This is a genomic window from Sandaracinobacteroides hominis (assembly GCF_016464365.1).
Classification (GTDB): domain Bacteria; phylum Pseudomonadota; class Alphaproteobacteria; order Sphingomonadales; family Sphingomonadaceae; genus Sandaracinobacteroides; species Sandaracinobacteroides hominis.
The window spans coordinates 197,384-212,355 of sequence record NZ_JADCUC010000002.1; the positions used below are offsets into that span (position 1 = coordinate 197,384).

The window sequence follows — 14,972 nt, forward strand, 5'->3', positions numbered from 1 at the left end:
CAGGGCTATGCTCCCGACAAATGAGAGGGGAGTTTATGGTCAACTTACGTTCGGACCGCACGACGGTCGGCCGCACGTCGTCGGTGGCGCGTGCCCTGTGGCGCGCGACCGGAATCCGCGAACAGGATTTCGGCAAGCCGATCATCGCCGTGGCAAACAGCTTCACCCAGTTTGTGCCCGGCCACGTGCATTTGAAAGAGGTCGGCCAGCTGGTCGTCGGCGAGATCGAAGCCGCGGGCGCCATCGCCAAGGAATTCAACACCATCGCTGTGGATGACGGCATCGCCATGGGCCATGACGGGATGCTGTATTCACTGCCTTCGCGCGACCTGATCGCCGATTCAGTGGAATATATGGTCGATTCGCACTGCGCAGACGCGCTGGTGTGCATTTCCAACTGCGACAAGATCACGCCGGGCATGCTGCTCGCTGCGCTGCGGTTGAACATCCCGACGGTCTTCGTCTCGGGCGGGCCAATGGAGGCCGGTCGGAGCGACTGGACGGGGACGGAAAAGCGGATTTCCGGCGTGGAAGCGCTGGTGGCACAGGGGGACCCGACCTCTTCCGACGAGAAGATCGCGCATTTCGAGCGCTCGGCCTGCCCCACCTGCGGGTCTTGCTCGGGCATGTTCACGGCGAATTCGATGAACTGCCTGCTGGAGGCGCTGGGTCTTGCCCTGCCGGGGAACGGCACTGTGCTGGCGACGCACGCAGACCGTCGCGGGCTGTTCGTGCAGGCGGCGCACCTGATCGTCAGCCTGTGCCGGCGCTACTATGGGCATGACGACCACAGCGTGCTGCCACGCGCGATCGCCAATTTCGAGGCATTCGAGAACGCCATGCGGTTGGACGTGGCGATGGGTGGTTCCACCAACACCATCCTGCATCTGCTGGCCGCCGCGCATGAGGCCAAGGTGGATTTCCGGATGCGCGATATCGACCGCATCTCCCGATCAACGCCGCACCTGAGCAAGCTCGCGCCTTCGAGTTCGGACTATTATGTCGAGGATGTGCACCGGGCGGGCGGCGTGCTTTCGATTCTGGCCGAGCTTGACAGGCTGAAGCTGATCCACCGCCACTGTTCCACCGTGCACGCCCCCACCATCGGGCAGGCGATCGACAGCTACGACATCATGGGATCGCCCAGCGAAGAGGTCGTGCACTTCTTCAAGGCGGCCCCAGGCGGGGTTCCCACCATCCAGCCCTTTTCGCAGAACAAGCGCCACGACGACCTCGACACCGACCGCGTGTCTGGCTGCGTGCGCGACGGGGCGCATGCCTATTCGAGCGATGGGGGGCTGGCGATCCTGTTCGGGAACCTGGCGCCAGAAGGCTGCGTGGTAAAGACGGCGGGCGTGGAGGAGAGCATCCTGCGCTTCACTGGCCGGGCGGTGATCTTCGAAAGCGAGAACGACGCCGAGGAGGGCATTTCCAACGGCGGAGTTGTGCCTGGAGACGTGGTGGTGATCCGCTACGAGGGGCCGCGCGGCGGGCCGGGCATGCAGGAAATGCTGAAGCCGACCAGCCTTCTGAAGGCGAACCGCCTGCACGACAGTTGCGCGCTGATCACCGACGGGCGCTTCTCCGGCGGCTCGGCCGGGCTGTCCATCGGCCATGTCTCCCCCGAGGCGGCGGCCGGCGGACTGATCGCGCTGGTGGAGGCGGGCGACCGGATCGAGATCGACATCCCCGAACGCCGCATCCATCTGGCGGTGAGCGACGAGGTGCTGGCGGAACGGCAGCGCCGGATGCTGGCCGGGCCGCGCCCCTGGCAGGCGGGCGAGCGCGAACGCCGCGTTTCGGAAGCGTTGCAGGCCTATGGCCTGATGGTGACCTCTGCCTCGACCGGGGCGGTGCGCGATGTGGCAGCCCTGCAGCGGCAGCTGCGCGAGCTGTATGATTTCCAGAGCCGGGCCACGGTGCCGGCGACTGAAAGCGCCGGCCGTGACTGACCAAGCAGCCGTGGCGCTGGCGCCCATCAGCCTCGACACCCGCTACACGGCGGGATCGGGCACCATCTTCCTGACGGGCATGCAGGCGATGCTGCGGATTCTGGTGGAGCAGGCGCGCGCGGATCGGCGGCAGGGCCTCGACACGGCAGGCTTTCTGTGCGGCTATCCGGGCTCTCCGCTGGGGGGGGTGGATTCCGAATATCAGCGCAATTCGAAGCAGTTCGAAGCGGAATCCGTTCAACATCAGCTGGGGCTGAACGAGGAGCTGGCGGCGACCGCCGTCTATGGCACGCAGCTGCTGCATCAGGTGCCGGGTGCGAAGCATGACGGCGTGTTCGGCATGTGGTTCGGCAAGGCGCCCGGTGTCGATCGCGCGGCGGATGCCTTCCGCCATGCCAATTACCACGGCGTGGCGCGAAATGGGGGTGTGCTGGTGGTGGCGGGCGACGATCCGCACGCGCGCTCGACGATCCTGCCCGCGGATTCGAACGTGATCCTTTCGAGCTTCTACATGCCGATCCTGTATCCGGGCACGGTGCAGGAGGTGATCGATTTCGGCCTGCACGGCTATGCGCTTTCCCGCGCTTGTGGCCTGTGGGTGGGATTGAAGCTGATCTCCGACGTGGCGGATGGCTTCGGCACGGCCAATGTCGATCCCGACCGCCTTGTGCCGGTGATCCCGGACGCGACGCTGGATGGCGCGCCGCTACAGCTTGACCTGAAGCCCAACCAGGCCGGTGCCCCGATGATCGAGCGCGAACGCGAGATCTATTATGGCCGGCTGGCCGTGGCGCGCGACTATGCGCGGCTGAACGGCATCAACCGGATCATGATCCCAGCGCCCGACGCGCGGCGCGGGATCGTAGCCGTGGGCAAGGCCTATCAGGATCTGCGGGAAGCCCTGCACGCGCTGGGATTGAACGACCGTGCGCTGAAGCAGGCCGGAATCCGCCTGCTGAAGATCGGCATGCCTTTCCCGTTCGACGAGACGATCGGGATCGCTTTTGCAGAGGGGCTGGAAGACGTGCTTGTGGTGGAAGACAAGCGCCCCTTCGTGGAGACCTTCCTGAAGGAAGCCCTGTATGGCCGCGAAGGCGCGCCGCGGGTGGCCGGGAAGAAGGACGCCGACGGCAAGCCGTTGCTGACGGCAAGCGGCGAACTTTCCGTCGACCTGATCCGGGTGGCGGTCGCGCGCTGGCTAGGGTTGGCGGAAAGCCAGCCGGCTGTCCTCACCCCGGCGCAGATCGTGCCGCTGGCGGAAGCGCGTTCCCCCTATTTCTGTTCGGGCTGCCCACACAACCGCTCGTTGAAGACGCCCAAAGGTTCGGTCACCGGGGCCGGGATCGGTTGCCACATCATGACGCTCTGGATGGGGCCGGTGATGGGCGACGTGGTGGGCTATACGCAGATGGGCGGTGAAGGGGCGCAGTGGGTGGGCCTGTCGCGCTTCACCGACACCGGGCATTTCTTCCAGAATCTGGGGGACGGCACCTACGCCCACTCGGGCAGCCTGGCGATCCGCAACGCGGTCGCGGCGGGCACCAACATCACCTACAAGCTGCTCTATAATTCCGCTGTCGCCATGACGGGCGGGCAATCGGTCTTTGCCGGGCAGCCTGTCCGCTCCATCGTGGATCAGCTGGCGGCCGAAGGCGTGAAGCGCATTATCGTGACGGCAGATGAGCCTGAGCGCTATCGCGGCCAGCAGCTGAGCCCGATCGCCACGGTTCGGCACCGGGATGAACTACAGGAGGTGCAGAAAGAGCTGGCAAGTGTCAGCGGCGTGACCGTGCTGATCCACGACCAGCAGTGCGCGGCGGAAAAGCGCCGCCTGCGCAAGCGCGGCAAGCTGGAAAGCAAGCCGCGCCGGGTGCTGATCAACGAGCGGGTGTGCGAAGGCTGCGGCGATTGCGGCGTGAAGTCCAACTGCCTGAGCGTGGAGCCGGTGGTGACCGAGTTCGGCCGGAAGACTCGGATCAACCAGACATCGTGCAATCAGGATTTTTCATGCCTGCTGGGCGATTGCCCTTCGTTCATGACGATCGAGGGCGCTGCCGCGCCCCGCCGCCGCAAGCCTGTGGTGATGCCGGAGATCGCCCTTCCCGAGCCGGTGTTCTGCGTGCCGGAAGCGGATTTCGCCATCGTTATGGCGGGGATCGGCGGCACGGGCGTGGTGACGGTAAACCAGATCTTGGGCATGGCCGGCGCGCTGGCGGGAAGAACCGTGCGCGGCATGGACCAGACCGGATCAAGCCAGAAGGCAGGGCCGGTGGTTTCCCACCTGCGCATCGCGATGGAAGAGCGGGCAGGCGCCAGCCGGGTTCCGGCGGGCGGCGCGGACCTGTTTCTGGCCTTCGATCTTCTGTCGGCGGCGGACCGTTCCAACATCGTGGTCGCCAGCCCGCAGCGCACGGTGCTGGTGGCCAATGGCGACGCGGTGCCCACGGGGGCGATGGTGAGCGATGTGAACCGGATCGCACCGCCATCCGAGATGCTGCGCGGGCGCCTTGCCGCCGTTACGCGCCCGGACCCGATCCTGATCGACGCGCTGACGCTGTCTCGCCGGTTGTTCGGCAACGAGGTGGCCGCCAATCTGCTGCTGGTGGGGGCGGCCTATCAGGCGGGGGCGCTGCCGTTGCCGTTGAACGCGCTGGAAGCGGCAATCCGCATGAACGGCGTATCGGTGGAGGTGAACCTCAACGCCCTGCGCTGGGGGCGGATTGCGGTGGCCGAGCCGGCCGTGCTGAAGTCTCTGCTGGAGCCGGAAGCAAAGCCGGCGGCGTCGCGCGCGGCCGTGGAGCCGGATCTGCAGGCGGCGATCGCCCATCTGGACCTTCCGCCCGAGCTTGCCGACCGGGTGCATCTGCGGGTGGCGGAGCTGGTGGCCTTTCAGGATGCCGCTCTGGCAGGGCACTATCTGTCTCGGCTCGGGGTCGTTCGGGCGGCAGAGATGCGCGGCGGAGGGGCCGACACGCGCCTGACTGCGGCGGTTGCCCTCAACCTCTACAAGCTGCTGGCCTACAAGGATGAGTATGAAGTCGCCCGGCTGATGGTGGCCCATTATGACGAGGCGCGGGCTTCGGGCGAGATCAACAGCACGCAAAAGGTGAAGTGGCTGCTGCATCCAACCTTCCTGCGTGCGCTGGGGGTTCGCAAGAAGGTGCATCTGGGGGGCTGGTTCATCCCGGTTGCACGCGTTCTGGCGCGGATGAAGGGCGTGCGCGGATCCGCCTTCGACCTGTTCGGCGCGACCCGGGTGCGGCGGGCGGAACGGCAGTTGATAACCGACTATGAGGCGATCATCGACGATGTCGCAGGACGGATCGGTGTCGACGACCATGGCACGCTGGTGCAGCTGCTGGAACTGCCCGATCTGGCGCGCGGCTATGAGGATGTGAAGTTGCGCAACATCGATCGGCTTCACGAGAGACACGCGGAGCTGCGCGAGGAACTGGGTCAGAAAAAGCCAGTAACCGCGAAATGGGTTAAGGCGCATATGGGCGCTTAAGCTCCTTCGTTCCCGAGCGATTTCGCCAGTGCGCCAGTTTGAAGGAAGTATGGACACTGACCGTTCACCTGCCTCAACGTGTGTTCAGTTCAGGGCGCGGCAAAACTCTGTCTGGCAGCGCCACGCCCACGCTTCCGGCCCATCGGGCCCACGCATCCTGCATGGCCTGGAATCGTTGCGGCTGGTCGGCCGAGAGGTCCCGCGTTTCGCCGGGATCCTGCGCCAGGTTGAACAGTTTCCACTTGCCATCGCCGATATCGGTGATCTTCCAGTCGCCCTGGCGCAGCTTGCGCGAACCGAACAGTTCGCCGCCGATTGTGTCGGTCGGGCCGCGAACGGCTTGCGCTGTGCCAGCGAGGACGGGTTTCCAGCTATTGCCGCTGATCGGCTTTACGGCCTGTCCGGCAACTGTCCGCTTTTCGGCGACCCCTGCGAAGTCGAGGACGGTGGGTGCGACATCGGTGATGTGGGCATTCCAGCGCGCGATGCCGCCGGCTTTGGTGACGCCCGGCACCTTCAGGATGGCCGGCGAACGGGTTCCGCCTTCGCTCTGGAAGGCCTTGTAGAGCCAGCTTGGCGAGGTGGCCGCCTGCGCCCAGCCCGGGCCATAGCTTTCATAGCTGCTGGCGGCTCCCAGGTTGGAGAGACTGTTGTCGACCTTTGCAAGCCGCTCGGATAGCGGCCCCAGCTTCAGGTCGGAGACATTCATCCCCTCCGCGCCATTGTCGGAGAAGAAGAGGATGACGGTGTCATCATAGCGGCCCTGCCGCTTCAGCTCGGCGACGACGCGGCCGACATTGCTGTCGAGATTGGCGACCATCGCGGCATAGATTTCCATGAGGCGGGCCTGTTTTGCCTGTTCCGCCGGGCTGAGCTCGGCCCATTTCCTGCCCTGTATCTCGTGCGGGACTGTGCCCGGGGCCAGCAGCCCCAGCTGCGTCTGGCGGGCCAGGCGTTCCGTGCGCAGGGCTTCATAGCCCGCGTCGTACCGGCCCTTGAAGCGGGCAATGTCCTCCGGCCGGGCCTGAAGCGGCCAGTGCGGGGCGGTGAAGGTGAGGACGGCGAAGACGGGCTTGTCTTTCGGCACATTGCCGAGCTGGCCGATCAGCTTGCCGGCGAAGGTGTCCGACGAGAAGAAGTTGGTGGGAAGCACGGTCACCGGCTTGCCGTTTTCGCGGTAGGTAGCGTTGAAGACGGTGAGATCCTGCGAAGCGCCAAGGCCGAAATGGTTGTGCCCGCCCTGCAGCAGGGTGAAGCTCTGCTGGAAACCGCGGGCGTGCGGGTCCTGCTCCGGCGTCAGGCCCAGATGCCATTTGCCCGACAGCAGCGTCGCATAGCCCGCTTCGCCAAGGCGTCGCGCGTGACCGCCAGCAGGCCGAGGTTGATTCCGACCTGCGCGATCTCGCCGACGACCGCGGTACGATGCTTGCCGAAGCGGCGGCCGATCTTCAGCCAGATCGGGCCGGCGGCGATGCCAAAGGCGAATTGCAGCAGATAGAGCCCGGCGCCCCATTCCGGGCGGCCCATAACGAAGCTGACATAGAAGACGATCAGCGAGGCGCGGATGCCCTGCCCCAGCGACACGGCGAAATCCGAGGCGAGGATGCGGAGCAGCAGGCGGTCGGAGGCGACGGCGTGCAGGGTTTCGCCGAGGCTGGCGCGCTCGCCCTCCGGGCCGGGCTTCGGCTCGGGGAAGGAGCGCAGCGCCAGCGGCACCGAGATGGCGAGGGTGACGAGTACGAAGCCGCCCATCGCCGCCAGTTTCAGCGCGTTGTCGCCCGGGCGGACCTGATCGAGGAAAGTCGGGATGAGAAGTGTGGCGAACAGCGCTGCGGCGGTGGAGACGTGCAGGAAGGTCTGCACGCGGGTGCGCTCGTGATATTCGCCGGAAATCTCGCCCGTCCAGGCCGCAAACGGGATCTGGATCATCGTCCAGCCGAGGTAAAAGGCAAAGAGGATGAGGCCGAGCGACAGCGTCGTCACCTCGCCCTGCGGGAAGAACAGCAGGAAGGCGAACAGCCCAAACAGCACGGCGCCGGCGGCGATCCACGGCTTGCGGCGGCCCCAGCGGCTGCGCGTGCGATCGGAAAGCGCGCCGATCAGCGGATCGGTGACGGCGTCCCAGATGCGGCAGACGAGAAACAGCAGCCCGAGCATCGCCAAAGGCACGCCATATTGCTGGGCGTAGATGGCGGGCAGCAGCACGCCGAGCGGCAGCCCGGCAGTGGCCATCGGCCAGGCGAGCGACGACAGCGCCGCCAGCCTTCCGGCCGGAAGCTGCGTCGAACGCGTTTCGGCATATCCAGGCAGGAAGGCGATACTGGCCATGGTCAGAACCTCGAGCGCAGGGTGACGCCCCAGGTGCGGGGTTCGCCGAGGATGGCGGTGACCACGCCGTAGGCGTTGGGGGAGAGCGTCTGGTAGTGATCCTTGTCGAGCAGGTTGCGGGCGAAGACCGAGAGATCGAGGATGCCGTCTTCGCTGCGGAGGCCGATCCGCCCGCCCAGCAGGCCGTAGCCGTCCACCAGCGACCAGCGGCTGTTGGAGACGTTGGTGTAGTAGCTGGAGCGGTAGTTCCAGTCGGCGCTGGCATAGAGTTCGGAAGCGCGCCCCCCGATGGAGCCGACCGGCTGGCTGCCGTCAGCGTGAGCCGGCGGTCGAAGAACTGCGACTTCAGCCCGACTTCGAAATTGTCGACGGTTTCCGGCTTCACATCCGGTTCGATTCCGGCCGGAAGTACCGAAAGGTTGAGGCCGCCGGACTTCTCGCCGCGCTGGTATGAGGCATAGACGATGGCGTCGCTGCCGACCTCATAGGAGGCGTTGACGAGCCCGGAGAGACTGGTGTTGCTGAAGCTCGATTCGACGCTGGCCACAGGGTTGAAGCTGTTGCGGATGCCCTGTGCGGCGGCAGCGAGTGCCGGTGGCAGCAGGCTCAGGTTGGCGCCGGATGCCTGCCACTGCGAATAGGTGCCGCTTTTCTTCTCGTGCGTGAGGCGGAGACCGCCGGTTAGTTTCAGCCGGTCGGTCAGCGACCAGCTGAGCTGGCCGAAGCCGGCGTAGCTCCAGGTGCGCGGATCGGAATAGCTCTCGGCGACGAAGCCGCTGATCGCCGGCACCGAAACGGCGGCAGGAACGGCCGGCAGGAACCAGTTCGGTGCGGCGCTGCCATAGCCGGTGGCGCCATAGCCACGGATGACTTGTCGGAAATAGTAAAGCCCCACCTGCCAGTCGAGCGTGCGCTCGCCATTGGAGCCAAGGCGCAGTTCCTGGCTGAACTGGCGCTGCCGGTTTGCCTGCTGGGCGACGGTGATGGCGGGAAGGCCGATCTGGTCGCCGTCGTTGGCGGGGTTCCAGTCCCACCAGCGGGCTGCTGTGATAGAGGTGAGGGTGGCGCCGCCGAGATCCCAGTCGACCTGGCCAGATACGCCATAGCCGTCCATGTCGGCGCGGAAGCGGCCATCGGCATCGACCTGGCGATCGAACGGCGTGAAGGGCAGCGGTGTGTAGCCCGCCCGGGCGACGCGTTGGGCGAAGTTGTTGGCGATGACGGCGCCATTGTCATACGCACTGAACTGGCTGACCAGCGACTGGACGCAGCATTCCGTGCGAGACTGCGACAGGTCGCCGATGATGCGGATTTCGAGGGCGTCCGCCGGCCGCAGCAGCAGCTGTCCGCGCAGTGAGAGGTTGTCCTGATCGAACACGTTACGATCGGTGTGGACGTTGTGGATCGTGCCGTCGCGCTTGCTCCAGGCAGCGCTGAGGCGGAGCGCGGCGACGTCGGCGATCAGCGGCCCCGAGGCGGAGAAGCGCCATTCCTTGCGGCCATAGTTGCCGAAGCTTACTTCCGCCCTGCCCTCCGGCTCGAAGCTGGGGGCGCGGGTGGTGATGTTGATGGCGCCGGCCGTGGTGTTCTTGCCATACAGCGTGCCCTGCGGCCCGCGCAGCACTTCCACCTGCTGCAGATCGACCAGATCGAATTGCGACTGGCCGATGCGGCCGTAATAGACGCCGTCGATGAAGATGCCGACGCCCTGCTCGAAGCCGTCGCTCGCCAGTGCCACGTTGGAGCCAAGGCCGCGAATGTTGATGTTGGTGTTGCGCGGGTTGAACGAGAAGAGCTGCAGCGAGGGGACCAGCTGCGAAATCTGCTGCAGGTTGACCGCGCCGGTCTGCGCCAGCGTGTCGGCAGAGACGACGCTGAAGGCAACCGGCACATCCTGCGCGCGCTCTTCGCGGCGACGGGCAGTGACAAGGATGTCGAGCGAGCTGTCGGCGAACTCACCGGCATCTGCGGCCGCGTCGGCGGCCGCAAGCTCGATGGTTTCGGCTTGCTGGGCGCTCGCAGCATAGGGGGCCGCCAGCAGCGTTGTCGCAAAGGCAAGCGGAAGCGTTCGCGTAGATGTCACGCGGGAAAAACCTTTCAGGAGGCGGGGCATGGCTCCGCCGTCGCGCGAAAGGCGCGTGGGCAGGCGGGCAGGCCGGAATTATGGAGGGAGAGGAGGCCCGGGGGTCGTCAGGTGCTGGCGTGTATCATCATGTCCATCCTTCACTTGGGGTGGAACACGAGGCCTGACGTTGTCGCCTGGGACTGCGTGCGCTTTAGCCGTTGGTGTCGCGGGGCAATCTGCTTTCAAAGTCCGCGGAGCCTGATGAGAGGACGGCTCGTTCCTGTTTCTCAACTCTATTGGTAGAATTTATAGATGCCAGAAAGAAAATCTGTGGACGGGCGTAGTGCGGCTCAGCGGCTGACGATATCGCCGGAAACGGTGACGCGCTCCAGCAGCCGGTCGCTTTCCTCGAACTCGATATCCAGGACTGGTGGCTTCGGCCCGAGGTGAACGGGGTGCACTGCATCGATGTCGGGGCGGAAGAGCCGGTGTTGAAGGCGAAGGTATCGCGCTGATTTGCCTCCGGCGGGCAGGGTTCTGCCCTGCACCCGGCAGGGGAATCTGTCCCCTGCACCCCGGTTATGGGGGCGAAACTTCCCAAACTTCACGCTGACTCGTGCGCATGGGCGCGGGTGCGCGCGTAGCTTTTGACGGAGATGTAGGACAGCGGACAATGCGGGTTGGCAGTGCGCCTGCATTCGGCTGTGGTGGCACGGATTGGGTCGTGTAGGACAGACCTATGCCGTGGCTGCTCCCCCGACGTTTCGGTCGTCAGGACCCTGCCTTGTCGATCTCGAAACCTGCCTGCTACAGCTTCAGCTGGGCCGGAGAATTAAGTATACTGTCCCCGGAATTCTGCTGTCCCGGGAATTCTGGCAGGTGCACTGAGGTCAGGCGCTATGAAGCCTGCGGACGTACTCATCGAATACATCGTTCGAAATGGAAATAATTTAATGCTAAATACAAGATCCGCACAGGCGCTGCAGCGAGCCGGAATCCCACGTTCCCAGTGGAATGCTGTAAATGTTACTGGAAATACTGCAGAAGAGGCACGATTAACTGCGCAACTGCGACGCAATGGTCTCCATAGCACCGGAATATTAAATCCAACTCCTGGGCCGAGGTGATCAGTGGATACGAAGCATCCTATTTATACAGTGCCCGCGCCATCAACTGATTTTACACGAGAGGCCTACTTGGACTGTTCTGGTATTATTCCGACGATCCGATATCAATATAGCTCAGATGAGGGGATATTGAATTCTGGAATCAAGTTTAATCAGATTTTTGCATTTCGAAATCGCTGCGAACGATTATGTACTGCTTGGCATATTGAAGATGCATACGACACTTTAGTTGAAATAATTGATTCTTCGTGGATAGTTGAATTGGGACGAGACGTTCCGGCGCCTTACATTTCCGATTGGAAGCCTCGACACTTCATGATCTACCTCGATAGCGTTGGATGTTTTGAGTTTCTAGCAAAAGATTGGGAGCCATTGCCAGAAGTTCTTGAAATTATCGATTAACCATATTCAAAATCGACATCCGAAGATATAATTTATGTCTTGTCAATTATACATCATAAGAACGAATTTAAGCGTATTTGTTCGGCTCTGAATTGCGTATTGTGTAACTGATTTAGATGGTTCCCGCCGCTCTCTGACAGCCGCACGTCGGCACTGAATCAGCCCTAACCGCCTCCCGCCGGACGCTGGTGACGTTAGGCAACGGGACGAGCAGCAGCTTTGGCTATGATGGTCAGGGTCGTCTGCAGGGCCTGTCGCACGATCTATCGGGCACGGCCTCGGATGTCAGCTGGAGCCAGGGCTACAGCCGGGTGGGTCAGATCACCAGCAGCAGCCGCACGAACGACGCCTATGCGTGGAGCGGGCATTACAATGTGCAGCGCGCCTATACGACGACCGCGCTGGACCAGTATGCGAAGGCCGGCAACACCCCGCTGAGCTGGGACGGCCGCGGCAATCTCTCGCACGCGGGTCCCGACGTCTATGCGCATGACAGCGAGCATTCCGGGGACAGTATACTTAACCCGGGTGGGGCTTCGACAAGCTCAGCCTGAGCGGGTTTTGAGGTGGGTTTCGAGGTGGGTTTTGAGGTGGGTTTTGAGGTGGGTTTTGAGGTGGGTTTTGAGGTGGGGTTTGGTCGGCGTTTATGGCTGAAGTGTCGCGCGACGCGGACCCGGCGCTGCAGGCAATCGAGAAAATTCAGCCTCGCCCCAACCTCTCCGATCTGCCACCAAACATCGAGGGTGCAGGGAAATCATTGGACGCCTGCCCCGGACTTGCCTGCCCCTGCGAAAGCAGGGGATCCGGGGGCCGGGTGGCGGGCAGAGCCCGCCCCGCCGGAGGCGAGGCTCAGTCGCGGAAGCCGGGGCTTTCTCTGTCCATTTTGCGGAGGAGCGCTGGCCAGGCGAGGAGGTTGCCTACCATTTTGAGGCCGGCGCGGCCCTGGTCGGCGGATTTTTCGGGGGTGCCTTGCGGGGGGTGGTTGAGGAGTTGCAGGCCGCCGGAGAGGGCGTGGATCTGGGCTTCGCAGGCGCGTTCGAGGAAATAGAGGCGGATGAAGGCTTCGCCTACGGTTTCACCTACTGCGAGAGTGCCGTGGTTGCGGAGGATCATGGCGTTTTTGCTGCCCAGGTCGGCTACCAGTCTTTCGCGTTCGTCGAGGTCTACGGCGACGCCTTCATAGTGGTGGTAGGCCAGTTCGTCGCGGATGAGCATGGCGGTCTGGGTGAGGGGCATCAGCCCTTCGGACTGGGCGGAGACGGCCTGGCCCATGGGGGTGTGCAGGTGCATGACGGCGTGGGCGTCTTCGCGGGCCATGTGGACGGCGGAGTGGATGGTGAAGCCGGCCGGGTTGGTGACGTAGGGGGTTTCCATCACCGGGTTGCCGTGGATGTCGATCTTTACCAGCGACGAGGCGGTGATTTCATCGAACATCAGGTTGTAGGGGTTGATGAGAAAATGGTGCTCTGGCCCCGGCACGCGGACCGAGAGATGGGTGAAGATGAGGTCATCCCAGCCATAGTGGGCGACCAGCCGGTAGGCGCAGGCGAGATCGACACGGAGCGCCCATTCCTCTTCGGATACCTGCGAGCGGACGTCTGCCAGAGACCCGGTGGATTGCGGTTTCAGTTGCGTGGCCATCATCTTCTCCCTTGGGCGAGAAGATATCGTGCCGGGGGCCGTTGCGCGACCCTTTCTTGAGAGAGTCTGCGATGCGGTATTGAACCGGCGTTTGGGGCGGGCCATGACTGCGCGCGATCGGCCTGTCATCGATTGCGTTTATCCGCCGGGGGAAAAGGAAAGCACATGGGTGACAGACATGAGTGACAGACATGAGTGACAGACATGGGTGAAAGGGATTTCTCGCGGCGGGATCTGCTGGCGGCGGGTGCCTTGGCGGGCACGGGGCTGCTGCTGCCGGGCGATGCCTGGGCGCAGCGGAAGAAGCAGCAGCCGACGATATTGGGCGGTTTCAGCCATGGGGTGGCGAGCGGCGAGCCCGGGCCGACGAGCATGTTGTTCTGGACGCGCTATCAGGGGACGGGCGAGCGGGTGGTGCCGCTAAGCCTGGAGATTTCGAGCGATCCCAGGATGGCGCGGGCGAAGGTGGTGGCGGAGACCTATGCCGATCCGAGCCGCGACTGGACTGCACGGACGGTGGTGAAGGGGTTGGCGCCGGGGCGGGTCTATTATTACCGCTTCATCGGGCCGGAGAAGAATGTGCGTTCGGAGATCGGGCGGACGAAGACCTTGCCGGAGGGGGCTCCTGGGGCGTTCCGGATGGGGGTGTTTTCCTGCTCCAACCTGCCGTTCGGCTGGTTCAACGCCTATGGCCATGCGGTGGCGGCCGACGACATCGATCTGGCCGTGCATCTGGGCGACTATATCTATGAATATGCGCGGGGCACCTATCCGGCAAAGGCGGTGGACGGGCGGGTGATCGAGCCGGCGGGCGAGGCGGTGCGGCGGCAGGATTACTGGGCGCGCTATCGGAGCTATCGGGCGGATGCGGACCTGCAGGCGCTGCATGCGCGGGTGCCCTGGGTGGCGATGTGGGACGACCATGAGATCGCCAACGATGCCTGGCGCGGCGGGGCGGAGAACCAGCAGCCGAACGAGGGGGTGTGGGCGGATCGGGTGAAGGCGGCGACTGCGGCCTATCGCGACTGGATGCCGGTTTCGGACCAGAGCTGGGCGACGTATGACATCGGCCGGCTGGCGACGCTGTACCGGCTGGATACGCGGCTGGCCGGGCGGGACGAGCCGCTGGACGTGGGCGAGGCGATCAAGCGCGGGCCGGATACGATGACGGCGCTGAAGCGGCTGCGGGACGAGGATTGGGTGGCGGGCAACCGGCAGCTGCTGGGGGTGCCGCAGGAGCAGTGGCTGTTTGGCGAGATGCAGGCGGCGGCACGGCGCGGCGTGCGCTGGCAGGTGCTGGCGCAGCAGGTGGTGATGGGGAAGCTGAAGGCGCCGGCGGGGGCTTCGCAGATGGCGGGGCCGAATGCGGGCGGGCAGGTGGCCGCGGCGCTGGGGGCGGCGGAAATGGCTTCGCGCGTGGGGCTGCCGTTCAACCTGGATGCGTGGGACGGCTATCCGGCGGCGCGGGCGCGGGTGCTGTCGACGGCGCAGCGGCAGGGGGTGGATCTGGTGGTGCTGGCGGGCGACAGCCACAATGGCTGGGCGAGCGATCTGGTGAACGACGGGCGGCCGGCGGGGGTGGAGTTTGCCGGGCAGTCGGTGACGTCTCCGGGGCTGGAGGCCTATCTGCGGGCGGCGGAGCCGGGGGCGCTGGCTGCTGCGATGGTGGCGGCGAACCCGACGCTGAAATGGGCGGATACGTCCGGGCGGGGCTATATGCAGGTGACGCTGACGCCGGCGGAGGCGGTTTGCGAGTGGCGGTTTACGGCGCCGGTGACCGGGCATGCGCCGAAGCTGGCGAGCATGACGCGCGGGCGAGTGGGTGCGGGGCAGAAAAGGTTGCAGATGGGCTGAAGCCGGCCGCGACTATGGCGCAGCCGTAGCTCGCGGACCCGGCGCAAGCCCGGCCGGCGAGGCTGGGGCCTGCAGGCCCCCGAACTCGTCCGACG

At 64.7% G+C, this 14,972-nt stretch carries 7 protein-coding genes and 2 pseudogenes; 4 read left to right on the forward strand and 5 right to left on the reverse strand.

Annotated elements, in window-relative coordinates:
* Window positions 1-35: 35 nt before the first annotated feature.
* Together ilvD and IM784_RS05555 are read left to right on the forward strand one after the other, a co-directional pair.
* Window positions 36-1,877, forward strand: a pseudogene (gene ilvD / locus IM784_RS05550) (dihydroxy-acid dehydratase); the annotation flags it as partial.
* 67 nt (window positions 1,878-1,944) lie between these two features.
* The gene (locus IM784_RS05555) at window positions 1,945-5,460 is read left to right on the forward strand and encodes an indolepyruvate ferredoxin oxidoreductase family protein (RefSeq protein WP_199554317.1); all 3,516 of its coding nucleotides are present in this window, start codon (window positions 1,945-1,947) and stop codon (window positions 5,458-5,460) included.
* A gap of 73 nt (window positions 5,461-5,533) precedes the next feature.
* On the opposite strand, the gene IM784_RS17060 is transcribed toward IM784_RS05555, so the two are convergent.
* The 4 genes and pseudogenes from IM784_RS17060 to IM784_RS17690 all read right to left on the reverse strand — a co-directional run.
* Window positions 5,534-6,787, reverse strand: a complete 1,254-nt coding sequence (locus tag IM784_RS17060; RefSeq protein WP_328799478.1) for a sulfatase-like hydrolase/transferase — start codon at window positions 6,785-6,787, stop codon at window positions 5,534-5,536.
* Complete coding sequence (locus IM784_RS17065; protein WP_328799458.1) at window positions 6,757-7,788, reverse strand: MFS transporter; 1,032 nt, start codon at window positions 7,786-7,788, stop codon at window positions 6,757-6,759. Before IM784_RS17065 ends, IM784_RS17060 begins: the two co-directional genes overlap by 31 nt.
* 2 nt (window positions 7,789-7,790) lie before the next feature.
* Window positions 7,791-7,985 carry a hypothetical protein gene (locus IM784_RS17070; protein WP_235976590.1) on the reverse strand — a complete coding sequence of 65 codons (195 nt, stop codon included), beginning with the start codon at window positions 7,983-7,985 and terminating at the stop codon, window positions 7,791-7,793.
* 167 nt (window positions 7,986-8,152) lie between these two features.
* Window positions 8,153-9,901: pseudogene (locus IM784_RS17690) on the reverse strand (TonB-dependent receptor); the annotation flags it as partial.
* A 1,669-nt stretch (window positions 9,902-11,570) separates the two neighbouring features.
* Between IM784_RS17690 and IM784_RS05565 the strand changes: the two are divergent.
* On the forward strand, window positions 11,571-11,936 hold the full coding sequence (locus IM784_RS05565; protein WP_199554319.1) for a hypothetical protein: 366 nt from the start codon (window positions 11,571-11,573) through the stop codon (window positions 11,934-11,936).
* A 295-nt stretch (window positions 11,937-12,231) separates the two neighbouring features.
* On the opposite strand, the gene IM784_RS05570 is transcribed toward IM784_RS05565, so the two are convergent.
* A complete protein-coding gene (locus tag IM784_RS05570) occupies window positions 12,232-13,023 on the reverse strand; it encodes a class II aldolase/adducin family protein (protein ID WP_199554629.1) in 792 nt (263 codons plus the stop codon).
* A gap of 204 nt (window positions 13,024-13,227) precedes the next feature.
* Between IM784_RS05570 and IM784_RS05575 the strand changes: the two genes are divergently transcribed.
* Window positions 13,228-14,877, forward strand: a complete 1,650-nt coding sequence (locus IM784_RS05575) for an alkaline phosphatase D family protein (protein ID WP_199554320.1) — start codon at window positions 13,228-13,230, stop codon at window positions 14,875-14,877.
* Window positions 14,878-14,972: the final 95 nt, after the last annotated feature.

Coding starts and splice junctions, on each gene's coding strand:
- IM784_RS17065 (WP_328799458.1), bottom strand. CDS start 7,788: ATGGCCAGTATCGCCTTCCTGCCTGGATATGCCGAAACGCGTTCGACG.
- IM784_RS05570 (WP_199554629.1), bottom strand. CDS start 13,023: ATGGCCACGCAACTGAAACCGCAATCCACCGGGTCTCTGGCAGACGTC.
- IM784_RS05575 (WP_199554320.1), top strand. CDS start 13,228: ATGGGTGAAAGGGATTTCTCGCGGCGGGATCTGCTGGCGGCGGGTGCC.